The 23,439-nt window shown below is 72.6% G+C and carries 18 protein-coding genes; 1 reads left to right on the top strand and 17 read right to left on the bottom strand.

The window, feature by feature from the left end; genetic code table 11:
- Positions 1 to 162: 162 nt before the first annotated feature.
- From AB0E05_RS02870 to AB0E05_RS02790, 17 genes are all read right to left on the bottom strand, one after another.
- A complete protein-coding gene (locus AB0E05_RS02870) occupies positions 163 to 1,329 on the bottom strand; it encodes a sugar phosphate isomerase/epimerase family protein (protein ID WP_361957700.1) in 1,167 nt (388 codons plus the stop codon).
- Positions 1,326 to 2,771: a nucleotide pyrophosphatase/phosphodiesterase family protein gene (locus AB0E05_RS02865; RefSeq protein ID WP_361957697.1), complete on the bottom strand. Its 1,446-nt coding sequence runs from the start codon at positions 2,769 to 2,771 to the stop codon at positions 1,326 to 1,328. Before AB0E05_RS02865 ends, AB0E05_RS02870 begins: the two co-directional genes overlap by 4 nt.
- The gene (gene eboE, locus AB0E05_RS02860) at positions 2,768 to 3,937 is read right to left on the bottom strand and encodes a metabolite traffic protein EboE (RefSeq protein WP_361957694.1); all 1,170 of its coding nucleotides are present in this window, start codon (positions 3,935 to 3,937) and stop codon (positions 2,768 to 2,770) included. Before eboE ends, AB0E05_RS02865 begins: the two co-directional genes overlap by 4 nt.
- Before the next feature lie 16 nt (positions 3,938 to 3,953).
- Positions 3,954 to 4,802 carry a TatD family hydrolase gene (locus AB0E05_RS02855; RefSeq protein ID WP_361957691.1) on the bottom strand — a complete coding sequence of 283 codons (849 nt, stop codon included), beginning with the start codon at positions 4,800 to 4,802 and terminating at the stop codon, positions 3,954 to 3,956.
- 4 nt (positions 4,803 to 4,806) lie between these two features.
- A complete protein-coding gene (locus tag AB0E05_RS02850) occupies positions 4,807 to 5,442 on the bottom strand; it encodes an EboA domain-containing protein (RefSeq protein ID WP_361957688.1) in 636 nt (211 codons plus the stop codon).
- On the bottom strand, positions 5,436 to 6,311 hold the full coding sequence (locus AB0E05_RS02845) for a sugar phosphate isomerase/epimerase family protein (RefSeq protein WP_361957685.1): 876 nt from the start codon (positions 6,309 to 6,311) through the stop codon (positions 5,436 to 5,438). Before AB0E05_RS02845 ends, AB0E05_RS02850 begins: the two co-directional genes overlap by 7 nt.
- Entirely contained in the window at positions 6,308 to 7,441 is a 1,134-nt protein-coding gene (locus AB0E05_RS02840; protein ID WP_361958139.1) for a UbiA family prenyltransferase, read from the bottom strand. The genes AB0E05_RS02845 and AB0E05_RS02840 overlap by 4 nt, the downstream gene beginning before the upstream one ends.
- A gap of 206 nt (positions 7,442 to 7,647) precedes the next feature.
- Complete coding sequence (locus AB0E05_RS02835; RefSeq protein ID WP_361957681.1) at positions 7,648 to 8,766, bottom strand: inositol-3-phosphate synthase; 1,119 nt, start codon at positions 8,764 to 8,766, stop codon at positions 7,648 to 7,650.
- A 145-nt stretch (positions 8,767 to 8,911) separates the two neighbouring features.
- A complete protein-coding gene (locus tag AB0E05_RS02830; protein WP_361957678.1) occupies positions 8,912 to 12,616 on the bottom strand; it encodes a ThuA domain-containing protein in 3,705 nt (1,234 codons plus the stop codon).
- Positions 12,617 to 12,897: 281 nt separating this feature from the next.
- Entirely contained in the window at positions 12,898 to 13,902 is a 1,005-nt protein-coding gene (locus tag AB0E05_RS02825; RefSeq protein WP_361957675.1) for a sugar phosphate isomerase/epimerase family protein, read from the bottom strand.
- A 95-nt stretch (positions 13,903 to 13,997) separates the two neighbouring features.
- Positions 13,998 to 15,179 carry a Gfo/Idh/MocA family oxidoreductase gene (locus AB0E05_RS02820; protein ID WP_361957672.1) on the bottom strand — a complete coding sequence of 394 codons (1,182 nt, stop codon included), beginning with the start codon at positions 15,177 to 15,179 and terminating at the stop codon, positions 13,998 to 14,000.
- Positions 15,180 to 15,225: 46 nt separating this feature from the next.
- Positions 15,226 to 16,275 (bottom strand): substrate-binding domain-containing protein, encoded by a 1,050-nt coding sequence (locus AB0E05_RS02815; RefSeq protein WP_361957669.1) that lies wholly within the window; start codon positions 16,273 to 16,275, stop codon positions 15,226 to 15,228.
- 50 nt (positions 16,276 to 16,325) lie between these two features.
- Complete coding sequence (locus tag AB0E05_RS02810; protein WP_361957666.1) at positions 16,326 to 17,360, bottom strand: ABC transporter permease; 1,035 nt, start codon at positions 17,358 to 17,360, stop codon at positions 16,326 to 16,328.
- Positions 17,357 to 18,901, bottom strand: coding sequence for a sugar ABC transporter ATP-binding protein (locus AB0E05_RS02805; RefSeq protein ID WP_361957663.1), 1,545 nt, complete (start codon positions 18,899 to 18,901; stop codon positions 17,357 to 17,359). The genes AB0E05_RS02810 and AB0E05_RS02805 overlap by 4 nt, the downstream gene beginning before the upstream one ends.
- A gap of 383 nt (positions 18,902 to 19,284) precedes the next feature.
- Entirely contained in the window at positions 19,285 to 20,466 is a 1,182-nt protein-coding gene (locus tag AB0E05_RS02800; protein WP_361957660.1) for an ROK family transcriptional regulator, read from the bottom strand.
- A 209-nt stretch (positions 20,467 to 20,675) separates the two neighbouring features.
- The gene (locus AB0E05_RS02795; protein WP_361957657.1) at positions 20,676 to 21,197 is read right to left on the bottom strand and encodes an NUDIX domain-containing protein; all 522 of its coding nucleotides are present in this window, start codon (positions 21,195 to 21,197) and stop codon (positions 20,676 to 20,678) included.
- A gap of 93 nt (positions 21,198 to 21,290) precedes the next feature.
- A complete protein-coding gene (locus AB0E05_RS02790; RefSeq protein ID WP_361957654.1) occupies positions 21,291 to 22,235 on the bottom strand; it encodes a beta-ketoacyl-ACP synthase III in 945 nt (314 codons plus the stop codon).
- A 239-nt stretch (positions 22,236 to 22,474) separates the two neighbouring features.
- On the opposite strand from AB0E05_RS02790, the gene fdhD reads away from it, so the two are divergent.
- Positions 22,475 to 23,311, top strand: coding sequence for a formate dehydrogenase accessory sulfurtransferase FdhD (gene fdhD, locus AB0E05_RS02785; RefSeq protein ID WP_361957651.1), 837 nt, complete (start codon positions 22,475 to 22,477; stop codon positions 23,309 to 23,311).
- Positions 23,312 to 23,439 lie beyond the last annotated feature (128 nt).

Raw genomic sequence — 23,439 nt, 5'->3', positions numbered from 1 at the left:
GCCCATCATGTCCGCCGGGCGGCCTCGGCACTACCGCTCGGTAGCAAATATGTGAGAGACGTTCACCTTCCGTCCGTACCGTCCGCAGGCCCCCCCACGGATCCCGCGGGCACCGCGCGGCCCCGCTCCCCCACCGGGGTCCGAGGGACCGCGCGGCACGCCTCAACGCCGGCGCAGCGACGCCAGGTTGTCGTAGGCGACGCGGGCGTACTCCAGGGACTGCCCCGGGGCCGAGCCGCTGGGCGCGTTGTCCTGCTCGACCATCGGGTTGTGGTAGTTCCGCTCCCCCACCCGGGAGAAGAACCGCTCGTAGTCGATGTCCCCGGTGCCGAACGGCACCATGTCGTACCCCTGGCCGCTGGAGGTGTTCACCACTCCGTCCTTGGCGTGGAAGAGCGGGTAGCGCTTGTTGTTGCGGGCCACCAGGCGCGCCGGGTCGAAGACGCTGGTGACCTTCGACCCGTCGTGCGCGGCGTAGGTGTGGAACTTGTACCGGGCGACGTGGGCCCAGAAGACGTCCATCTCCAGCCAGACGCTCTTGGCGTCGGTCTGCTTCAGGAAGTACTCCAGCTTGCGGATGCCGGACGAACGGGTGGGCCGGCCCTGGCCGTCCAGGGGGCCGCCGTCGAGCAGGAAGTCGTACGCGCCGTCGTGGTTGTGGGTGTAGAGCTTGATGCCCGCGCGGCGGGCTATCGCCCCCATCGCGTTCCACTTCTCCGCGGCCTGGTCCCACTCCGCCTTGGTGGAGCCCCAGGTGGGGTCGCCACCGGTGCCCATGTGGTCCATGCCGAGGACGTTGGCGATCTCCAGGGCCTGCTTGAAGCGGTCCAGGTCGGGGGTGGTGAGCGGCCAGGAGGCGGGGATGAAGCCGTGGTTGCCCTGGGCGCGCAGCCCGTAGTCGTCCAGCCAGGAGCGCAGCAGCCGGGCGCCGGCGGGCGTCTCCAGGTCGGCCCCGCCGGGGGCGTTGGCGTGCTGCCCGTAGCCGGCGAACTCGACCTGGCGGTAGCCGTAGCGGGCCAGTTGCTTGAAGACCTCTCGGAAGCCGGACGGCAGGTCGCTGGCGAGCGGGTCGCGGCCGGTGGCGTCCCGGACGGTGTAGAGGATCAGGCCCCGCTTGTGCGCCGGGACGAGCGCCTTGCGGTCGTGCCCGTGGCCGTGGCCCTTGCCGCGGTCGGCCGCGTCGGCGAGGGCGGGCGTCGCGCCGAAGACGGGGGCCGCGACGGCCGCGGCGCCCACTGCCGTGCAGGTGGTCAGGAAGCGCCGGCGGTCCACCCCGAGGGTGCGGCGCAGGGATTCGTCAGTGCCGGTGGTGTCCTTGAAGGAGGTCACGGTCTCTCACTTTCGGGCGAGGGTGCGAGGGGAGCCGGGGTCGCCGGTGACGCTCCGTCGAGGCCGGCGAGCCGCAGCAGCAGGGACTTCACGTCGGTGGCCTTGATGCGGCCCTCGACGGCGCGGGGGGTGGAGCACAACAGGAGCGGACCTTCGTCGTCGCTCGCGGGGAGGCGGCCGTGGCTGCCGCGGATCGGTGCGGGGTCGAGCGGGACGACCGCCATGCGGTAGCGCAGGCCGAGCTTCTTGCGGGCCACCGCGGTCGCGGCCTTCACCTTCACGTACGGGTCGTTCGGGTCCATGAACAGCTCGACCGGGTCGTAGCCGGGCTTGCGGTGGATCTCGACGAGCTGCGCGAAGTCGGGGGCGCGTTCGTCGTCGAGCCAGTAGTAGTACGTGAACCAGGAGTCCGGGGCCGCGACGGCGACCAGTTCGCCGGAGCGCTCGTGGTCGAGGCCGTACTCCTTCTTGCCCTCGTCGTCGAGCACCTCCTCCACGCCGGCGAGGCCCGCCAGCACCTCCCGCACCGCGGCAAGGTCCTGTGGCCGCTTCACGTAGACGTGTGCGATCTGGTGGTCGGCGACGGCGAAGGCGCGGGACGCCATGGCGTCCAGGTACTCCATGCCGTCCTGGGTGTGCACCTCCAGCAGCCCGGCGCGGCGCAGCGCCCGGTTGACGTCCACGTGCCGGGAGACCTCGGTGATGCCGTACTCGGAGAGCACCACGACGGTGCGGCCCGCGCGGCGGGCGTCGTCCAGGAGCGGGGCCAGCGCCGCGTTGAGTTCCGCGGCGGCGGCACCGGCCCTCGGGTCGTTCGGCCCGTGGCGCTGGAGGTCGTAGTCGAGGTGGGGCAGGTAGCACAGGGTGAGGTCGGGGTCGCGGGTGGCCATCACGTGCCGGGTGGCGTCGATGATCCACTGGCTGGAGACGAGGTCGGCGCCGGGGCCCCAGAAGTGGAAGAGGGGGAAGGTGCCGAGCTTCTCGGTGAGTTCGTCGTGCAGGGCCGGCGGGCGGGTGTAGCAGTCGGGCTCCTTGCGCCCGTCGGCGTAGTACACGGGGCGCGGCGTGACGGTGACGTCGGTGTCCGCGCCCATCGCGTACCACCAGCAGATGTTGGCGACGGTGTAGCCGGGGTGGGCGCGGCGGGCCGCGTCCCACAGCTTGTCGCCGGAGACCAGCCCGTTGTGCTGGCGCCACAGCAGGACGTCGCCGAGTTCGCGGAAGTACCAGCCGTTGCCGACGATGCCGTGTTCGGCCGGGAGCGTGCCGGTGAGGAACGTGGACTGGGCGGCGCAGGTCACCGCGGGCAGCACCGTCTCCAGCGCGGCCCGCGAGCCCTCGGCGGCGAGCGCCTTGAGGTGCGGCATGTGGTCGAGGAGCCGGGGGGTGAGGCCCACGACGTCCAGCACCAGCAGGGGGGTCGGATCGGGGGCCTTGGTCATGGCAGTTCCTTCAGGCCGAGGTCGGTCAGCAGGTCGCGGGCGAGGGTGAGTTCGGCGGCGATGCCCTCGGCGAGCTGGGCGCGGCTGCGGGGGCGCAGCTCGGCGGGGAGCGCCTGCCAGGTGTACGTCTCCACCTCCAGGTGGCGGGTGAGCGGTACGGGCGCCCCGACGAGTCGGGCGAGCGCGTCGCGGAGCACGGGCAGGGTGGACGTCAGCGGCGGCGCGGGCGGGGCGTGCAGCGGCACGTGGAAGTGGGCCCGCCAGGGCGCGCCGTCGGGGAGCGCCCGGCCGGACACGGCCTCGTCGAGGTCGTCGGTGCCGCGCAGCCCGGCGGCGGTGCGGGTGCGCGTCTGGTGCAGGAAGCGCGGCTCGGCGAAGGCGCCGAGCGCGGCGCGCACTTCGGGCAGATGGGGCTCGGCGGCGTGCAGGGCGGCGGAGAGCTGCGCCTTGGGGACGGTGATCCCGGCGGCGGTCAGCTCGGCGAGGGCGGTGGCGGGGTCCTCGAAGGAGGTCGCCAGATGACACGTGTCCACGCAGACGCCGACGCGCGGGGAGCCGATCGCGGTGAGCGGGCCGATGGCGTCCGCGGTGGTCTCCACGGCGCAGCCCGGCTCGGGCTCCAGGGCGATCCTGATCGACCGGCCGGTCAGCTCCTCCAGGGCGTCGAGGCGCTCCGCGAGCATCATCAGGGCGCGCCGCGCCGCGCTGGCCGCGGCGACGTCGTACCGGGTCCGCCAGGCGAGCGGCAGGGTGGAGATGGTCCCCTCGGTGACGTCGTCGGGGAGCAGGGCGGCGAGGAGGCGGGCGAGGTCGGTGGTGTGGGCGAGGCGCTCGGGGTCGGTCCAGTCGGGCCGGTACACCCGGTACTTGACCTCGTCGGCGCCGAACCCCTCGTACGGGAAGCCGTTGAGGGTGACGACTTCGAGGCCGCGGCGGTCGAGTTCGGCGCGCAGTCCGCGCAGGGCCGCGGGGTCGCAGGTCAGGGCGCGGGCGGCGTCCTTGGCGAGCCAGAGCCCGATGCCGAGGCGGTCGCGGCCCAGGCGCTTGCGGACCGGTTCGCAGTGGTCGCGCAGTTGGGCGAGGACCCCGTCCAGGGTCTCGGCGGGGTGGACGTTGGTGCAGTACGAGAGGTGGACCGTGGTGCCGTCGGGGTGGCGGAAGCGCATCGGTGCTCCTCCTTCGTCATTCCCCGCCGCGGAGGATGGAGTTGCCCTCGTGGGTGGCCGTCGGGGCGGTGGCGTCCAGGGCGAGCCGACCGCTGAGTCCGTAGAAGGCGACGGGGTTGCGCCACAGGACCTGGTCGACGTCGTCGGCGCTGAAGCCGGCGGCGAGCATGGCCTCGCCCACCTTGCGGGTCTTCAGCGGGTCGCTCTTGCCCCAGTCGGCGGCGGAGTTCACCAGCATCCGCTCGGTGCCGTACGTGGTGAGGATGGCGACCATCCGCTCCTCGTCCATCTTGGTGTCCGGGTACACGGAGAAGCCGAGCCAGCAGCCGCTGTCCAGGGCCGGTCGCACGGTGGTCTCGTTGAGGTGGTCGAGCAGCACCATGTGGGGGGCGAGCGCGGACTCGCGGACCGCGTCGACGGTGCGGTGCAGGCCGGCGAGCTTGTCGCGGTGCGGGGTGTGGACGAGGACGGGCAGGCCGTGGTCGGCGGCGAGTTGGAGTTGGGCGGCGAGCGCGGCGTCCTCGGCGGGGGTCATCGAGTCGTAGCCGATCTCGCCGACGGCGACGACGGAGTCCTTGACGAGGTAGCGGGGCAGTTCGTCGAGGATCGGGGTGCAGCGGGGGTCGTTCGCCTCCTTGGGGTTCAGGGCGATGGTGCAGTGGTGGGCGATGCCGTACTGCGCGGCCCGGTAGGGCTCCCAGCCGAGCAGGGCGTCGAAGTAGTCGACGAAGGACTGCGGCGAGGTGCGGGGCTGGCCGAGCCAGAACGACGGCTCGACGAGCGCGCGGACCCCGGCGTCGTACATCGCCTCGTAGTCGTCGGTGGTGCGGGAGGTCATGTGGATGTGGGGATCGAAGATGCGCATGGGCTCAAACCTCCTCGAACCGCGGGGACGGCTCGGCTGTCAGGGCGAGGACGCGGTGCAGGTCGTCGGGGACCGTGCGGTGGGCGGCGGTGCGCTCGGCCGCGTAGTCGCGCAGCATCCGGGCGAGTTCGCCGTCGCCGCGGGCCCGGCGCGCCAGGGAGTCGACGGCGTCCAGCGGGACACCGGTGAACAGGCACTTGAGGACGGCGTGCCGCCAGGCGTGGGCGTCGAGGTGGGCGGCGGCGTACGGGCCGACGGCGGCGGCCACCAGCCGGCCGTCGTTGGTGCGCAGCGCGTCCTCGACCAGCGGCAGGGCGACGGCGGGCGGGGTGAGGGCGTCCAGGTACGGCAGGGCGAGCAGCACCGCGCGGCGTTCGGCCGCGGTGCCCTGCCGGTAGAGCCGGGTGACGGTGTCGGGGCCGGCATTGGCCTCGACGAGGAGCAGGACGCGGGCGGAGTCGACGTGGTCGGGTTCGGGTCCGCAGTGCCGGCCGGCGGCGGCGTAGCGCAGTTCCCAGGGCGCGTTGGCCGCGGCGGTGCCTTCGGCGGCTGCCGCGAGCGCTTCGGCGAGGGCGGCGGCGAGCCAGTTACGAGCGTCGTCGGGGAGGGCCGCGGTCAGTTCCCTGCGGGACATCAGCATGCCGGCGCTCCCTTCGCGCTCGCGCGCAGGAACTCGATGGAGGTGCGGGCCAGTTCGGGGCCGGCGTGGGAGTGGCGGGGCAGTTCGACGACGGTCAGCCCCCGGTAGCCGGTGGCGGCGAGGGCGTCGAGTACGGGCGGGAAGTCGATCTCGCCGTCACCGAACGGCAGGTGTTCGTGGACGCCGCGGCGCATGTCCTCGATCTGGACGTGCCGCAGCCAGGGGGCGGCGGCGCGGACGCACTCGACGGGGGTGCGCTCCTCCAGGCACTGGCAGTGCCCGATGTCGAGGGTGAGGCCGAGGGGTTCGGGGTCGCCGAGGAGCGTGCGCAGGTGGTGGAAGTCGTCGAGGGTGGCGAGGAGGTGGCCGGGTTCGGGCTCGATCGCCAGCGGTACGCCGGCGGACGCGGCGGCTTCGAGGACGGGGGTGAGGGAGTGCGCGAGGCGCTGCCAGGCGGTGGCCCGGTCGGCTTCGGGCGGGGTGGTGCCGCTGAAGCAGTGCACGGCGCGGGCGCCGAGGTCGGCTGCGACGCGCACCGCGGTGACGAGCAGGTCGGCGCGGGCGGCGCGGTCGGCCGGGTCGGGGTCGACCAGGGACGGGCCGTGCTTGCGGCGCGGGTCGAGGACGTAGCGCGCGCCGGTCTCCACGGCGACGTCGAGACCGTGGCGGGCCAGCAGCGCGGCCGTCTGCCGGGTGCGTTCGGCGAGGCCGGGTCCCACCGGGTCCAGGTGCATGTGGTCGAGGGTGAGCCCGACGCCGTCGTAGCCGAGGTCGGCGAGGAGCGCGAGGGCGTCGGGCAGGCGGAGGTCGGTCAGGCCGTTGGTGCCGTAGCCGAACCTGAGCCCGCTCGGGTGGTGCGTACGGCTCATGTGGGGCTCACCTTCCGCGCGAGTTTGCGGGCGATCGGGACGAGGGTCATCAGGGCGGGTCCGACAACGTTGCCGCTGCCCCGGGCGCGGGCGGCGAGCGCGGCCTGGAGCGGGATCACGGCGCGGATGCCGCCGCCGACGGCGCGCCGGGTGAGCGCGGGCGACGGGTTGAGCGCGGCGTGTGCGTACGGCACGGCGGCCACCCGTACGTAGGCGGTGCCGAGCGCGGTCGCCACCGGCCGGCCGTCGCGCACGGCCGCCGCCCCGACGGCGAGGGCCGTGCCGGCCGCGGCGAGCGGTACGAGGGTGGACCCGCCGTGCACCTCGTGCCGCGACACGGCGGTGACGGCGTAGGTGTGGGCTCCGAGCAGCAGCGCGGCGGGCACGGCGCGCGCGAGGCGTTCGGGTGTCGTCGGCGTTCCCCACCGCTCGGGGCGTTCGCGGGTGATGCGCAGGGCGGGCCCACCGGTGACCTGTCGTCGGGCGAGCGCTGCCGACGGCTCCGCGCCGCGACCGGCCGATGAGTCCGGCCGCCCGACCGCCCGGCGCCCTGCGGCGGGGGCGGCGTTGCCACCGGCCGGATCGGCGAACCCCGGCGGGTTCGTGCCGCGGGCGGTGCGCGCTGCCGACGGTCGGGCGTCCCCGCCGCCTTCAGCGGGGGCGTACGCACGTGGCGCCGGAGGCCGGCGTCGGGTCGTCGCGGCGCCGGCACGGCGCGCGGGGTGCGTCGCCGTGGCCGTCGCGCCCATCAGCAGGTCCAGGGCGCGGGCCGCGGCCATCGTCGCGGGTGCCGCCTTCGTGTGCTTGAGGCGCAGGTCGTACGACCAGACCGTGGCGGCCAGCGCGGTGGCGACCGTCAGGGTGGGGCGACCGGCGCGGGCCGCGAGGGTGAGGCCCGCGGCGGTGAGGACCGTGGCCGCGGTCAGGGCGGCGCCGGGGGTGATGCGCCCGGAGGGGATCGGCCGCTCGGGCCGGTCCACGGCGTCCTCGGCGCGGTCGGCCCAGTCGTTCAGGGCCATGCCCGCCTGGTACAGGCACAGGGAGGCGCCGACGGCGAGGGCGGTGCCGCGGTTGGGGCGCAGTCCGGCGGCGGACGCGCCGGCGAGGGCGTCGCCGGGGACGGTGAACAGGGCGGAGACGCGGACGAGTTCGGCCCAGGCCCGGGCACGGGCCCGGAGCGGGGTCCCCGCGTCCCGGGGACGCGCCGACCGCGCCCCCGGGACGTCTCCACCGGCCGCCCGGCCGGGGTCGTGGGCCCGGGACGCCCGGCTGCGCAGACGGTCCCAGGGGCGGGTGCGCGGGCGGACGCGCGGGGCCGTCACGCGGCCCAGCAGGGTCACCGGGACTCCCGCAGGAGTTCCGCGAACGCGAGCAGTTCGCCGTACTGTTCGGCGAGCGCGGCGGACGGGCCGTCGGGGTCCTTGAAGTAGAAGCCGAGTCCGGTCAGCGGCCCGCTGAGGCCGACCGCGTGGGCGCGGGCCGCGAGTCGGGCGAGGTCGAGCACGAGCGGCGCCGCGAGCGCCGAGTCGCACCCCTGCCAGATGGTCTGGAGGACCATGCGGGAGCCCAGGAAGCCGTCGAAGGCGATGTGGTCCCAGGCGGTCTTCCAGTCCCCGAGCGCGGGCACGTCGTCGATGTGCACCGCGCCTTCGGGCGCGGCGCCGAGGACGTCGGAGAGCACCCGTTCCTTGCCCGCGTTCTTCGCCGCGGCTGCCGCGGGGTCGGCCAGCGCCGCTCCGTCCCCGCCGCCCAGCAGGTTCGTGCCGGACCAGGCGCGTACGGCCAGGGCGCGTTGCACGAACATCGGGGCGAGCACGGAACGGAGCAGCGTCTGGCCCGTCTTGCCGTCGCGGCCCGCGTGGGGAAGTCCGCGGGCAGCGGCGGCGGTCAGCAGGGCGGGGGTGTGCAGCCCGGTGGAGGGGGTGAAGTTCACGTAGGGGCAGCCGGCGCGCACGGCGGCGGACGCGTAGAGGGAGCTGGGGGCGAGCCGCGGCGCGTCGGGGGCGGGCACCGGTTCGGTGCTGGACGTGTTGACCACGACGACGCGGGCCAGGGCGTGGCGGTCCCGGAAGTCGGTGAGGTCGGCGGTGAAGGCGGCGATCAGCTCGTCGTCGGTGCGGGTGTCGCCGGGCAGCGGGCCGCCGGGGCGGATCTCGGCGTCGGCGGCGGCGAGGTCGGCGTGGACCGCACGGGCCAGCCCGTGCGGCAGCACGCCGGCCGCGGTGAGCTCTTCGGCGCGCTTGGGCAGCGGGGCGCAGACGACGTCGTGACCGCCGAAGACCAGGGACGGCAGGGCGGGCAGCGCGGACCGGGCGAACGCCGGGGTCTCGGTGACCATGCCCGTCGGCGGGTGCAGCCCGGCGGTGATCGCGGCGCAGCCGGCCACGGCCGTGGTGGCCACGGACCCGCGCGCTCCGACGAACCACACTCCGGTGCGTACTTCTTCGTTCGACACGGACTGCCTCCCTGCCTTGTTCACGTGCTCGTGCTGAGGGGGTGGAAGGAGAGTGAGTGAGTGGGTGAGTGGGTGAGTGGGTGGGTGGAGGACGGCGGGCGGGGGTACGGCGCCTCCCCGCCCGCCGCCGTCTCAACCGGCCTGCCTAGGAAGGCAGCTCCTTGAGGGTGATGTTGCGGAAGGACACCTGGTCCTGGGCCCCGTGGTTCTGGAGGCCGAGGTAGCCGTCCTTCAGGCTGCGGTTCGGGTCGGTGTTGGTGAAGTCGTTGATCTTCGCGCCGTTCAGGAAGACCTGGAGGCGCTCGCCCTGGACCTTGATCTCGTAGGAGTTCCACTGGCCCGGGGGCCGCAGCACCCGGTCGCGGGCCTTGAGGTCGGCCGACTTGGCCCCGTAGACCGCGCCCGTGGTGCGGTCCGGTGCGTCCGAGGCGTCGATCTGGATCTCGTAGCCCTTGGTCACGGCCGACCAGGGGTCGTCGGAGGCCGGGAAGCCCACGAAGATCCCGGAGTTGTCGTCACCGGCCATCTTCCAGTCCAGCTTGAGGCTGTACGACTTCAGCTCCTTGGCCTGGTACCACAGCAGGCCCATGCCGCCCTCGGAGCGCAGCTCGCCGTCGGCGACGGCGAACGTGCCGGGGCCGGCCTGCTTCCAGCCGTTCAGCGTCTTGCCGTTGAAGATCGTCCGCTCGCCCTTCTGGGGCTTGCAGTCGGCCTTCACCTGGCCGCTGGCGTAGCGCAGCCCGCCGAGCAGGTGGTCGCGGAACGCGGGCTCGGCGTACGACTCCTTGGTGTGGCCGCCGCCGGTGTAGAAGGACCGGCCGCCCTCGTAGGTCTGGCACCAGGCGATGGGGTGGTCGCCCTTCATGGTGCCGCCCTGGTAGGTGGTCTCGTCGAGGGAGGCCAGCACCCTGACCTTGTCGCGCGGGTTGGTGGCGTAGTCGTACCACTCGTCGGTGCGGACCCACTCCTTGTCGAGGTGCTTGGTGGCGGGGTGCTGCTGGTCCTCGACGCGCACGGTCGCGGACTGGATCTGCGGGTGGCTGGAGAAGTAGGCGCCGACCAGCCCGCCGTAGAACTTCCAGTCGTACTCGGTGTCGGCGGCGGCGTGGACGCCCATGTACCCGCCGCCGGTGGCGACGTAGTTCTCGAACGCCTTCTGCTGCTCGCCGTTGAGGACGTCACCGGTGGTGGAGAGGAAGACGACCGCGTCGTAGCGGGCCAGGTTGCTGGTGGTGAACTGGGCGGCGGACTCGGTGGAGTCGACCGTGATGTTGCTGGTCCTGCCCAGTTCCTTCAGGGCCGCGGTGCCGGCCGGGATCGCGTCGTGCCGGAAGCCGGCCGTCTTGGAGAAGACGAGGACGCGCTTGGCGGTCCGGTCCACGGGGGTGTTGGAGAGTTCGAAGTCGTCGACGTCGTAGAGGGCTCCGGCACCGCCCTTGAAGACCAGGAACAGCTCGGTGGACTTCTTCGGCACGGAGCGCAGCGGGATGTCGACGTCCTGGAAGGTCTCCCAGCCGCCGGTCACCGGGATGGGCCCGGAGCCGAGGATCTTGCCGGTCGGGGAGCCGGTGCGGACTTCGAGGAAGCCGCCGGCGCCGCCGGAGGAGATCCGGGCGGTGAGCTTGGTGGCCCCGGTGAGGTTGTACGGCTTGAAGGAGATCCAGTCGTCGTTGTCGATGTCGCCGACGGTCTTGCCGCCGTTGGCGTTCGGCTTGTCGTAGGTGCGGATGCCGGACTGGGCGCTGAAGTGCTCGGCCTGGCGGTGGCGCGGCTGGAGCTGCACCTGGTCGTTGCTGCTCAGGGCCTCCTGGCCGCCGCCGGCGCGGTCGGTGTACTCGGCGACGAGCACGCCGTAGATGTTGGCGTTGGGGTCGTGGCCGCCGTCGCCGGGCGTCTTGATGGTGCCGGAGCAGCCGTTGGCGGAGGTCAGCTTGTGGGCGTGGCTGTCGTGGCCCAGGAAGTAGCTGACGGTGACCTTGCTGCAGTCCACGCCGCCGGACGCCTGGTCCTCGGGGTCGGTCACCTTCACCTTGAAGGGCACCTCGTCGCCGAAGGCGAAGAGGGCTCCGTCGGCCGGTGCCTGGAGCTCGACCTTCGGGGCGGTGTTGCCGACCACGACGCGGATGCTGGCGGCGCCGGTGCGGCCGGTGGGGTCCTTCACGGTGAGGGTGGCGGTGTACGTGCCGTTCTTCTTGTACGTGTACGTGGGGTTCGGCTCGGTGGACTTGCCACCGTCACCGAAGTCCCACGCGTAGGTCAGCGGGTCGCCGTCGGGGTCGGCGGTGCCCTTCGAGGTGAAGCGGACCCGCAGTGGTGCCTTGCCGGAGGTCTTGCTCGCCTGCGCCTCGGCGGCCGGCGAGCGGCCTTCGGTGGCGTTCTCGATGCGGTAGAGCGCGGAGTGCTCGTTGCCGCCGAACCAGGCGGTGCCGTAGTCCAGGACGTACAGCGCGCCGTCCGGCCCGAACTGCATGTCCATCACCTGGGTGCCGGTCCACGGGAACGGGTTGATCTTGGCGACGGACCCGTCGGCATTCTGCTCGATGCGCTTGATCCAGCGGCGCCCGAACTCGCCGGCGAAGTAGTCGCCGTCGTACGCCTCGGGAAACTTCACCGGCGAGGGGTTGTTCGGGTCGTAGCGGTAGACGGGGCCGCCCATCGGGGACTCTCCGCCGGTGCCGAACTCGGGCACCGAACCGCCGTCGTACGGTATCCACGCCTTCTGCGCGGGCGGCAGGTCGACGAGGCCGGTGTTGTGCGGCGACTCGTTCTTCGGCGCCTTGCAGTCGAAGGTGGCGCCGGGCTGCTTGGCGGCGAAGTCCCAGTCGACGTAGGGCTGGTTGAAGGTGTTGCAGTACGGCCAGCCGAAGTTGCCCGGCTTGTCGACCTTGAAGAAGCCGACGGCGCCGGCGGGGCCACGCTTGGGGTCGGCGTTGGCCGCGTCCGGGCCGTAGTCGCCGACGTACGCCGTGCCGGTCTTCTGGTCGATGCTGAAGCGGAACGGGTTGCGGAAGCCCATCGCGTAGATCTCGGGCCGGGTCTTCGCGGTGCCCGGGGCGAAGAGGTTGCCCTCCGGGACGGAGTACGAGCCGTCCGGGTTGACCTTGATGCGCAGCAGCTTGCCGCGCAGGTCGTTGGTGTTGCCGGAGGTGCGGCGGGCGTCGTACGCCGGGTTGCGGCCGGGGCGGTCGTCGATGGGGCTGTAGCCGTCGGAGGCGAACGGGTTGGTGTCGTCGCCGGTCGACAGGTAGAGGTTGCCCTGGGCGTCGAAGTCGATGTCGCCGCCGACGTGACAGCAGATGCCCCGGGTCGCGGGGACGTCCAGGATCTTCTTCTCGCTGGTGGCGTCCAGGGTGCCGTCGGCCTTCAGCACGAACCGGGAGAGCCGGTTGACGCCCTCCCACTTGGCGAACTCCTCCGGGGTGCCCTCGTTGGGGGCGTCACCGGCGGGGGTGTCCATCGGCGGTGCGTAGTAGAGGTACACCTGGCGGTTCTCGGCGAACTCGGGGTCCAGGCCGATGCCCTGGAGGCCCTCCTCGTCGTGCGAGTACACCGGGATCTTGCCGACGATCCGGGTGCTGCCCGCGTAGTCGGTCATCCGCAGCTCGCCGTTGCGGGAGGTGTGCAGCACGCTGCGGTCCGGCAGCACCGCCATCGACATGGGCTCGCCGGTCTCGGCGGCGCCCTTGGCGAGGGTGATCTGCTGGAAGGAGTCCGCGGCGGGCTCGGGGGCCGCCGCGGGCTCGGCCGCTGCCGGCTGGACGGTGAGGCTCAGTGAGGTGGCGGCGAGGAGTCCGCCGGTGAGGAGCGCGATGAGTTTGCGCGCTCGGGGTCTGGTTCTCTTCGGGTGCACGAATCTCCTCCGGGATGGACCGGTTGAACGGGCGGGGTGCCGTGGAACCGGAGTGCGCCGTCACACCGGGGACCACACCTAAGTCCTGTACACATCAGGGACGGTAGACGGGTTCGTCCGGAACGGAAACCCCTTGTGCAGCGGTCGAGTTCACTTTCCCTCAAGCCAGGACAAAGCCGGTTGCGGGCAGGGTGGACCGACCCGGCGACGCCGTCGGCCGCCGGGCCTCCACCCCAGTCGTGAGCTGCTGTCGCGGGCCCCGAAGGCCGCTGCGGGGTCGGCTAGTCGTTGCTCCCGAAGGCCGCGTCGAAGGAGGCGGCGGGGGGCTCGAAGTCGAACTGCTTCAGATGCGCGAGCGCCTGCGGCGCCCCCGTGAGCCGGTCCATACCGGCGTCCTCCCACTCCACCGAGATCGGGCCGTCGTAGCCGATGGAGCGCAGCATCCGGAAGACGTCCTCCCAGGGAACGTCGCCGTGGCCGGCGGAGACGTAGTCCCAGCCGCGCCTCGGGTCGCCCCACGGCAGGTGGGAGCCGAGCCGGCCGTTGCGGCCGTCCAGGCGCTTGCGCGCCTCCTTGCAGTCCACGTGGTAGATCCGGTCCCGGAAGTCGTACAGGAAGCCGACTGGGTCCAGGTCCTGCCAGACGAAGTGGCTGGGGTCGAAGTTCAGCCCGAAGGCCGGCCGGTGGTCGACGGCTTCGAGGGCGCGCTGGGTGGTCCAGTAGTCGTACGCGATCTCGCTGGGGTGCACCTCGTGGGCGAAGCGCACGCCCTCCGCGTCGAAGACGTCGAGGATCGGGTTCCACCGCTCGGCGAAGTCCTCGTACCCCCGGTCCACCATGGACTCGGGCGCCGGCGGGAACATCGCCACCAGGTGCCAGATGGAGGATCCGGTGAAGCCGACGACGGTGTTCACGCCGAAGGCGGCGGCGGCCCGCGCGGTGTCCTTCAGCTCGTCCGCGGCGCGTCGGCGCACCCCTTCGGGGTCGCCGTCGCCCCAGATGCGGGCGGGCACGATGTTCTGGTGGCGCTCGTCGATGGGGTGGTCGCACACGGCCTGGCCCACCAGGTGGTTGGAGATCGCCCAGCACTTCAGGCCGTACTTCTCCAGCAGGGCGTGCCGGCCCGGGAGGTAGTCGGGGTCGGCGAGCGCCTTGTCGACTTCGAAGTGGTCGCCCCAGCAGGCGAGTTCCAGCCCGTCGTACCCGAAGTCACGGGCGTGCCGGCACACCTCCTCCAGGGGCAGGTCGGCCCACTGGCCGGTGAAGAGCGTGAACGGACGTGACATGTCCTCTCCTGACTTCCCTGTCCGCGTGCGTGTGGTCGTCGTTGCTCGTCCCCCGTGGTTCCTGTCCCGTGGTTCCTGTCCCGTCGTGACGCCGCTCATCCCATCTCGGCCGGTACGGGAACGTAGGAGGCGTTCCCGGCGGCGCTCTCCTCCACCGCCGCGAGCACCCGCTGCACCTGGAGGCCGTCGGCGAACGACGGCGCGGGCTCGGTGCCGTCGGCGATGGCGTGGAGCAGGTCGCGGGCCTGGTGGGTGAAGGTGTGCTCGTAGCCGAGGGCGTGGCCGGGCGGCCACCACGCCTCCAGGTAGGGGTGGTCGGCCTCGGTGACCAGGATCCGCTTGAAGCCGGCGGAGGCCGCGGGCTCGGTGTCGTCGTGGAACGAGAGCTCGTTGAGTCGCTCCAGGTCGAAGGCGAGCGAGCCGCGTTCGCCGTTGATCTCGAAGCGCAGGGAGTTCTTGCGTCCGGCGGCCATCCTGGTGGCTTCGAAGGAGGCCAGGGCGCCGGAGGCGAGGCGTCCGTTGAACAGCGCCGCGTCGTCCACGGTCACCCGGCCCGTGGCCCCTTCGGCACCCGAGGCGTCGGGCCGCTGCTTGACGAAGGTCTCCGTCAGCGCGGACACCCCCGCCAGGTGCTCCCCCGCCAGGAACTGGGCGAGGTCGACGATGTGGGCGCCGAGGTCGCCGAGCGCCCCCGAGCCGGCGCTCTCCTTGCGCAGCCGCCAGGTCAGCGGGAAGGCCGGGTCCACCAGCCAGTCCTGGAGGTAGGTGAACCGCAGGTGGCGCAGGGGGCCGAGGGCGCCGCCGGCGATCAGCTGGCGGGCGTAGGCGACGGCGGGGACGCGCCGGTAGTTGAACCCGACCATCGCGACCTGGCCGCGTTCCCGGGCGCGTTCGGCCGCCGCCACCATCGCCCGTGCCTCCGCCACCGAGTTCGCCAGCGGCTTCTCGCACAGCACGTGCTTGCCCGCCTCCAGCGCGGCGATGGCGATCTCCGCATGGGAGTCGCCCGGCGTGCAGACGTCGACCAACTGCACGTCGTCCCGGGCGATGAGGTCGCGCCAGTCGGTGACCGCCGCGGCCCAGCCGTGCCGGTCGGCCGCGGCGCGCACGGCTGACGGATCACGTCCGGCGATCGCGGCGAGCACCGGCCTGGCCGGCACGTCGAAGACGCGGCTCACGTTGCGCCACCCCTGGGAGTGGGCGGCGCCCATGAACGCGTATCCGACCATGCCGACGCCGAGAGTCGGCGGTGCGGCCTCACTGTCCCGCTGTTCCATACGGATTCCTCCTCGTCGGTCTGCTCGGTGGGGGCGGGCGCACCGGTCAGATGAAGCCGGTGGGCAGGTACTGGTCGACGTTGTCCTTGGTGACGACGGCGGAGTACAGGGTGATCGAGGCCGGGATCTCCATCTCGGCCATGCCGCCCACGCCCTTGCCCTGGGCGACGGCCCGGGCGATGTCGATGGCGGAGGCCGCCATCGTCGGCGGGTAGAGCACGGTCGCCTTCAGCACGCTGTTGTCGGCCTTGATGGCGTCCATCGCGGACTTGGCGCCGGCGCCGCCGACCATCAGGAAGTCCTTGCGGCCGGCCTGGGCGATGGCGCGCAGGGCGCCCACGCCCTGGTCGTCGTCGTGGTTCCACAGCGCGTCGAACTGGCCCTGGGCCTGGAGCAGTTGGGCCATCTTCGCCTGGCCGGACTCCACGGTGAAGTCGGCGGCCTGCCGGGCGACCTTCTTGATGTTGGGGTAGTTCTTCAGGGCGTCGTCGAAGCCCTGGGTGCGCTGCTTGGTCAGTTCGAGGTTGTCCACGCCCGCGAGTTCGACGACCTTGGCGTTGGCCTTGTCCTTGAGCTGTTCGCCGATGAAGTTGCCGGCGTTCAGGCCCATGCCGTAGTTGTCGCCGCCGATCCAGCAGCGGTACGCCTGGGGCGAGGCGAAGATCCGGTCCAGGTTGACGACGGGGATGCCCGCCTTCATGGCCTGGAGGCCGACCTGGGTGAGGGCCTTGCCGTCGGCGGGGAGGATGACGAGGACGTCGACCTTCTTGTTGATGAGGGTCTGGACCTGGCCGATCTGGGCCGCGGTGTCGTTCGATCCCTCGGTGATCTCCAGGGTGACGTCGGAGTACTTCTTCGCCCGCTGCTTGGCGTTGTCGTTGATGGCGTTGAGCCAGCCGTGGTCGGCCTGCGGGCCGGCGAAGCCGATGGTGACGGCCTTGCCAGGCTTGTCGTCGGCGACGGGCGCGTTGGCGGGCGCCGGCGCGTCCTTCTCCTTCGGGTCGTTGCTGGTGCAGGCGGTGAGCAGGGCGGTCGCGGAGACGGCGGCCGATCCGAAGAGGATGCCTCTACGGCTCGGTGTGGAGTTTTGTGGCATGGCGGACGAACCCTTCCGACGTGGCGGTGGTGGAGGGTGGTACTGGGGGGTCAGGCGTCGCCGCTGCCGCGGAGCGTGCGGTGCTGGACCAGGACCGCGGCGACGATGATCGCGCCCTTGGCGATCTGCTGGACCGCGGTCTCCAGGTTGTTCAGGGCGAAGATGTTGGTGATCGTGGTGAAGATCAGGACGCCGAGCACGGAGCCGACGATGGTGCCGCGTCCACCGCTGAGCAGGGTGCCGCCGATGATCGCCGCGGCGATGGCGTCGAGTTCGTAGAGGTTGCCGTTGGTGTTCTGGCCGGAGCCGGAGAGCACCACCAGCATGAACGCGGCGATGCCGCAGCACAGCCCGGAGAGCAGGTACAGGTAGAGCCGCTGGCGGCGGACGTCGATGCCGGCGAGCCGGGCGGCCTCCGGGTTGCCGCCGATCGCGAAGGTGCGCCGGCCGAAGGTGGTGCGGTTCAGCACCAGCCAGCCGACCAGGACGACCCCGGCGAAGACCAGCACCAACGGCGGGATGCCGAGCACGTACGCGTCCTTGACGCCGAGGTCGAGCACGGAGTCCACGGTGACGATCTGCGTCTTGCCGTCGGTGATCTGGAGGGCGAGGCCGCGGGCGGAGGCCAGCATCGCGATGGTGGCGATGAACGGCACCATCCCGCCGTAGGCGATCAGCAGCCCGTTCACCAGGCCGCACCCGAGGCCGACGACGACCGCGGTGAAGAGGATGCCGGCGAAGCCGTACTCCTGGGTGGCGACCGTGGTGGCCCACACCGACGCCAGCGCCACCATCGCGCCCACCGACAGGTCGATGCCGCCGCTGGTGATCACGAAGGTCATGCCGACGGTGACGACGCCGATGATGGACGCCTGGGTGAGCACCAGTTGCAGATTGCTGGTGGCGAGGAACTCGTCGGGCTTGGTGATCCCGCCGACCACGATCAGGGCGGCGAGGACACCGAGCAGCGACAGGTTGCGCACGTCCAGGCGCAGACCGAGGGAGCGACGCGGACCGCCGTCGTGCGGCGGGGACTTCACGAGGCTCGGCGCGTCCTGGCGCGCCGCGGATGCTGGCTGCGTCATGCCGTCGGGTTTCCTTCCATCACGAGGTCGAGTACGCGGTGCTCGTCGAGGTCGCGGGCGTCGGCCGCGTGCACGACGCTGCCCTCGCGCAGCACCAGCACCCGGTCGGCGAGGCCCAGCACTTCGGGCACTTCGCTGGACACGAGGAGGACGGCCAGGCCCTCGTCGGCCAGCCGGCGGATCACGGCGTACAACTCGGCGCGCGCCCCGACGTCCACCCCGCGGGTGGGTTCGTCGAGGAGCAGCACCTTGCAGCCGCGCAGCAGCCAGCGGGCGAGCACCGCTTTCTGCTGGTTGCCGCCGGACAGGGTGCGGATGCGGGCGTCGGGGTTGTCGGGGCGCAGGGACAGTTCCCGGGTGGCGGCCCGGGCCGCGGTGCGCTCCGCCTTGCGGTCGATCCAGCCGGCGCGGGAGAAGCGGGAGAGGGAGGAGATCGAGACGTTGCGGGTGACGGACTCGATCAGCAGCAGGCCCTGGGCCTTGCGCTCCTCGGGGGCGAGGCCGATGCCGGCGTTGACGGCGGCGCGCACGCTGCCGGGCCGCAGGGGCGAGCCGTCGACGAGGACGCGTCCGGCGGTCGGCTTGCGGGCGCCGTAGATCGTCTCCAGGATCTCGGAGCGGCCCGAGCCGACGAGTCCGGCGAGACCCACGATCTCCCCGGGGTGGAGCCTGAGGTCGAGGGGGGCGAACTCGCCCTTGCGGGTGAGCCCTTCGACGGCCAGCACCGGGGTCCGCGGCGCGGCGTCGGCCGGCCCGTCCTGCGGGGCGGGGCGCTCGGGGCGCCGCGGGAAGACGTAGGCGACGTTCCGGCCGGTCATCAGGGAGACGACCTCGTTCGTCGGCGTCGATTCGGCGGGCAGCCCGCCGGCCACGGCCCGGCCGTCCTTGAGGACGGTGACGCGGTCGCCGATGCGGCGGATCTCCTCCAGCCGGTGCGAGATGTAGACGACGGCGACGCCGTCGGAGGTGAGGTCGGCGACGATGCGGAAGAGGTTGTCGACCTCGTCGGGGTCGAGGGCGGCCGACGGCTCGTCCATGACGATCAGCCGCACCTCGTGGGAGAGGGCCCGGGCCATGGAGACGATCTGCTGCTGGGCGGCGGAGAGGTCGCCGACGAGCCGGGCGGGGTCGATCTCGGGGTGGCCGAGGCGCTCCAGCAGTCGCCCGGTCGCCGCCCGTGCCGCGCCGCCCCTGATGACGAAGCCGGCGGTGGTGGGCTCGTGGCCGAGGTGGACGTTCTCGGCCACCGACAACCCTTCGACCAGGTCGAGTTCCTGGTAGATGGTGGCGATGCCGAGGCGCATCGCGGCGATGGGCGACTTGAGCTGGACGGGTTCGCCGCGCCAGGTGATCGTGCCGCCGTCGGGCTGGTGGGCGCCGGCGAGCACCTTGATCAGGGTGGACTTGCCCGCGCCGTTCTGGCCGAGGAGGCAGTGCACTTCACCGGCCTGGACGTCCAGGTCCACGCCGTCGAGCGCGCGGACCCCGGGGAACGACTTGGTGATCCCGGACATGGTGAGCAAGGGTGGTTCTGGTGCCATGACATATCCCCTCGGCGGGTGCTGCCGCGCAGCGGTGCGGCGCGGCGGGCGCGGACGCACCGTGCTGTACGGCGTGGGTACGTGTGGGGGGCACTCGTGGTGGACGGTTGAGGGCGCTCACGCGGAGCGTGCGGGTGCCCGTGCCGACTGGTGGCACGTGTTACCCGGTGCGGTGCACGGGGTGGTTACGAGGGTGGGGCGGCGCTGTTCGTCCGTGGTGCAGGGGCGGATACGGCTGCGGTACCGGTGGCGCTTGTGGCACCGGCGGTACGGCGCAGGGCACTGGTGGTGCAGGTGTGCTGTTCGTTCTGCGGGTGGTGCCGGTGTGCTGGTGTGGCTGGTGCGGTGCAGGCGGTACGCGTACGGCGACGCCGGGCCCTGGGTCAGGCCGGCGAGAACAGGTGGTCGCTGATGAGCCGGGCGGCGCCGATGACGCCGGCGACGGCGCCCAACTCGCCCAGCACGATGGGGAGGTTCCCGGTGGCCAGCGGGAGTGACTGTCGGTAGACCTGGGTCCGCACGGCGGCCAGCAGGGTGTGGCCGAGGCCGGTCACCCCGCCGCCGATCACCACGAGCCCGGGGTTGAAGAAGCTGACGAGCCCGGCGATGACCTGGCCCACGCGGTTGCCGCCCTCGCGGATCAGCTCGATCGCCGCGGTGTCGCCGGCCGACGCGGCGGCGGCCACGTCGACGGCGGTGAGCGGGCCACCGGCGGCGAACCGCTCGGCCAGCTCCGGCGAGCGTCCGCTGCGGGCCGCCTCCTCCGCGTCGCGGGCCAGCGCCGCACCGCTGAAGTGCGCTTCCAGGCAGCCCTTGTTGCCGCAGGCGCAGGCGCGGCCGTACGGGTCGACCTGGATGTGGCCGATGTCGCCGGCGCTGCCCGTCGTGCCCCGGTAGACCTCGCTGCCGACGACGATGCCGCAGCCGATGCCCGTACCGATCTTGACGCAGAGGAAGTCGGCGACGGAGCGGGCGACGCCCGCGTGCTGCTCGCCCATGGCCATCAGGTTCACGTCGTTGTCGACCATGACCGGGCAGCCGAGGTCCTGGCTGAGCGCCTCGCGGACCGGGAAGCCGTCCCAGCCGGGCATGATCGGCGGGGCGACCGGTACGCCCTCGGGGAAGCGGACGGGTCCGGGGACGCCGATGCCCGCGCCGTCGAAGCCCTCCGCGAGGCCGGTGGCCTTGAGCTTGGCCGCCATCGACAGCACCTGCTCGAAGATCGCGACCGGTCCTTCGCGGACGTCCATCGGGTGGTTGAGGTGCCCGAGCACCTCCAGCTCCGCGTTGGTGACGGCGACGTCTATCGAGGTGGCACCGATGTCCACGCCGAGGAAGCGCAGCTCGGGGGCGAGCCGGATGTTGTGTGAGCGGCGCCCGCCGCGCGATGCGGCCAGGCCGTCCGCGACGACCAGTCCGGTCTCCAGCAGCCGGTCGACCTCCACGGCGAGCTTGGACCGCGACAGGTCCACCAGGTCGCCGAGTTGGGCGCGGGAGTTGGGGCCTCCGTCGCGCAGCAGCTTGAGCAGCCGCGCCTGGTGCGCGTTGGCGGGTCGAGCGGTCATGCGCCTCATTGCCCCTCCCCTCCCCTGCCATCGGCGTGGGGACCCTGGTGGCCCTGACTGATCAGGCTTTCGAGGGGAACGTAGCAGTGCTTTCACCAAGTGGGAAGAACTTGAGCGGAGTTCAGCACCAACTTTCTCCACACCCTGGACAAAGCCTGGTGGGCGCGAGGACGATCCTGAGAACGGCCTCCGGAAGGACGGGGGCGTTGTCAGCTTTCGTCCCGCTTCGCCCCCGCGGACGGGTCGGCGGCGAGGACGTCGAGCAGCCGGTCGAGGAAGACGGTCTGCCCGGCCACCAGTTTCTCGCGCGCCTGCGCGACGCCCGCCCAGGCCACCCGGTCGATCTCCGGGAACTCCTGGATCCGGCCCGAGCGCGGCGGCCACTCCATGGTGAAGGTGCCCGGTACGACCAGGTCGAGGTCCACCTCGCCGGCCAGCGCCCAGAGCGTCACCACCTTGCCGCTCGACTGGCGGCTCTCCCCGAGCGGCAGCCAGGCGCCGTCCGGCGGGGCGAGGCCCAGCTCCTCCTGGAACTCCCGGCGCGCCGCCGCCGTCGGCTCCTCCTCCGCCGCGTACTCCCCCTTCGGGAAGGACCACGCCCGCTCGTCCCGCTTCGCCCACAGCGGGCCGCCCATGTGCCCGATGAGCACCTCGACGTCGTCCCCCGTGGGAACGCTCCCGCCGCCCGGGCGCCGGAACAGCACCAGGCCCGCACTCCGCTTCGCCGCCATGCGGTCAGTGTGCCGGCCGCCGCGACGCCGCCGGGGCCGAACCGCCGGGCTCAAGGGCCGCCCTCGACGCCGGGCCTCAAGGCCGGGCCGTGCTCAGGGGCAGGCGACGACCTGTCCCCCGTACGACAGGTTCCCGCCGAAGCCGAACAGCAGCACCGGTGCGCCCTTGGCGATCTCGCCCCGCTCGACCAGCTTGGAGAAGGCGAGCGGGATCGACGCCGCCGAGGTGTTGCCGGAGTCGACGACGTCCCGCGCCACGACCGCGTTCACCGCGCCGATCCGCTCCGCGAGCGGCTCGATGATCCGCAGGTTGGCCTGGTGCAGGACGACGCCCGCCAGTTCCTCGGGTGCCACCCCCGCCCGCTCGCAGACGTCGCGGGCGATCGCCGGCAGCCGGGTGGTGGCCCAGCGGTACACCGTCTGGCCCTCCTGGGCGAACCGCGGCGGGGTCCCCTCGATGCGCACCGCGTGCCCCAGTTCCGGCACCGACCCCCACAGCACCGGTCCGATGCCCGGCCCCTCGGGGCCGCTCGCCTCGACCACTGCGGCACCCGCGCCGTCGCCGGTCAGCACGCAGGTGGTGCGGTCGGCCCAGTCGGTGATGGCGGTCATCGCGTCCGCGCCGATGACCAGGGCCCGGGCGGCGGCCCCGGCCCGTACGGCGTGGTCGGCGGTGGCGAGGGCGTGGGTGAACCCGGCGCAGACCACGTTCAGGTCCATGACGGCGGGCGAGCCCATGCCGAGGCGGGCCGCGACCCGGGCCGCCGTGTTCGGGGAGCGGTTTTCGGCGGTGGAGGTGGCGACGACCACCATGTCGACGTCCGCCGGCGCGAGCCCGGCCGCGGCGAGGGCCTTGGCACCGGCGTGCGCGGCCAACTCGTCCACCGGCTCGTCCGCCGCCGACTTGTGCCGGGTGCGGATGCCGACGCGGCTGCGGATCCACTCGTCGCTGGTGTCGACCAGGGCTGCCAGGTCTTCGTTGGTGAGCACTGCGGCGGGCTGGTGGTGCCCCAGGGCGACGATGCGCGAGCCGGTCATGGGCGGGGGTCCCCTTTCGAGGGCGTTCGACAGACCCAGTCTTGGCGGCTACCACCTGGTACGACGGTAGGTGACCCGACAGGATTACCACCCCATTTTCTGTAGCCTCACCCCAGCGCCCAGCCGGCGCCGGGGTCCCGGCGGGGTGGGGCGCGCGCCCGGATGGCGGACAATGGCCGAACGACACGGCCTCGGGCGTGTCCGCCACGAGGACCAGCGAGAGAACCGGGGTCGATCAGATGAGACGGGTCACCGAGCGCCGCCGCACCCTCCGCATCAGGGACGGCGCCGTCTCCGCGCGCCCGGACACCCTGGTGACCGAGGAGCCGCTGGAGATCCGGCTCAACGGCCGCCCGCTGACGATCACCATGCGCACCCCCGGCGATGACTTCGCCCTGGCCACGGGTTTCCTGGTGAGCGAGGGCGTGGTGGCCGCGGCCGAGGACGTACGACAGATCCAGTACTGCGCCGGCACCAACGACCAGGGCGAGAACACCTACAACGTGGTGGACGTCAGGCTCGCCCCCGGGGTCCCGGTCCCGGACACCGGCCTGGAGCGGCACGTGTACACCACGTCGTCGTGCGGGCTGTGCGGCAAGGCGAGCCTGGAAGCGGTCCGCACCACGGCGCGCTTCCCGATCGCCGACGAGCCCCGGCTGCGGCTCTCCCCCGCGCTGCTCGCCGCGCTGCCCGACCGGCTGCGGGCGGCGCAGCGGGTCTTCGCCCAGACGGGCGGGCTGCACGGCGCGGCCCTCTTCTCCGAGGACGGGGAGCTGCTGGACGTGCGCGAGGACGTGGGTCGGCACAACGCGGTGGACAAGCTGGTGGGCCGGGCGGTGCAGAGCGGCGGGCTGCCGCTGTCCCGGGCGGTCCTGCTGGTGTCGGGGCGGGCGTCGTTCGAGTTGGCGCAGAAGGCGGTGATGGCGGGGATCCCCGTGCTCGCGGCGGTGTCCGCGCCGTCGTCGCTCGCGGTGGACCTGGCCGACGAGACGGGGCTCACCCTCGTCGGCTTCCTGCGCGGGGCGAACATGAACGTGTACGCGGGGCAGGAGCGCATTGACCTGGGGCGCGACTGACGGACCGCGGTGAACCGCAGGCCCCTCAGGGTTTCTGTGGCCCCTTACGCCCCGCGCGTAACGACCGAACCGCGGTGTCGGGGTCGTACAGATTCGGTGGAGGTTCCGCCCCGGCTCGGTTACCCACC

This window comes from Streptomyces sp. NPDC048057 (assembly GCF_040653095.1).
GTDB lineage: Bacteria > Actinomycetota > Actinomycetes > Streptomycetales > Streptomycetaceae > Streptomyces.
The sequence above is the reverse complement of the archived record's forward strand: the minus strand, read 5'-3'. Positions and strand labels throughout refer to the sequence as shown.

What these genes read in the sequence shown, in the direction of transcription:
- AB0E05_RS02865 (WP_361957697.1), bottom strand. Translation starts at nt 2,771, where the DNA reads ATGACCAAGGCCCCCGATCCGACCCCCCTGCTGGTGCTGGACGTCGTG.
- AB0E05_RS02800 (WP_361957660.1), bottom strand. Translation starts at nt 20,466, where the DNA reads ATGACCGCTCGACCCGCCAACGCGCACCAGGCGCGGCTGCTCAAGCTG.
- AB0E05_RS02855 (WP_361957691.1), bottom strand. Translation starts at nt 4,802, where the DNA reads ATGCGCATCTTCGATCCCCACATCCACATGACCTCCCGCACCACCGAC.
- AB0E05_RS02810 (WP_361957666.1), bottom strand. Translation starts at nt 17,360, where the DNA reads ATGACGCAGCCAGCATCCGCGGCGCGCCAGGACGCGCCGAGCCTCGTG.
- AB0E05_RS02795 (WP_361957657.1), bottom strand. Translation starts at nt 21,197, where the DNA reads ATGGCGGCGAAGCGGAGTGCGGGCCTGGTGCTGTTCCGGCGCCCGGGC.
- fdhD (WP_361957651.1), top strand. Translation starts at nt 22,475, where the DNA reads ATGAGACGGGTCACCGAGCGCCGCCGCACCCTCCGCATCAGGGACGGC.
- AB0E05_RS02850 (WP_361957688.1), bottom strand. Translation starts at nt 5,442, where the DNA reads ATGCTGATGTCCCGCAGGGAACTGACCGCGGCCCTCCCCGACGACGCT.
- AB0E05_RS02815 (WP_361957669.1), bottom strand. Translation starts at nt 16,275, where the DNA reads ATGCCACAAAACTCCACACCGAGCCGTAGAGGCATCCTCTTCGGATCG.
- AB0E05_RS02790 (WP_361957654.1), bottom strand. Translation starts at nt 22,235, where the DNA reads ATGACCGGCTCGCGCATCGTCGCCCTGGGGCACCACCAGCCCGCCGCA.
- AB0E05_RS02820 (WP_361957672.1), bottom strand. Translation starts at nt 15,179, where the DNA reads ATGGAACAGCGGGACAGTGAGGCCGCACCGCCGACTCTCGGCGTCGGC.
- AB0E05_RS02825 (WP_361957675.1), bottom strand. Translation starts at nt 13,902, where the DNA reads ATGTCACGTCCGTTCACGCTCTTCACCGGCCAGTGGGCCGACCTGCCC.
- AB0E05_RS02845 (WP_361957685.1), bottom strand. Translation starts at nt 6,311, where the DNA reads ATGAGCCGTACGCACCACCCGAGCGGGCTCAGGTTCGGCTACGGCACC.
- AB0E05_RS02805 (WP_361957663.1), bottom strand. Translation starts at nt 18,901, where the DNA reads ATGGCACCAGAACCACCCTTGCTCACCATGTCCGGGATCACCAAGTCG.
- eboE (WP_361957694.1), bottom strand. Translation starts at nt 3,937, where the DNA reads ATGCGCTTCCGCCACCCCGACGGCACCACGGTCCACCTCTCGTACTGC.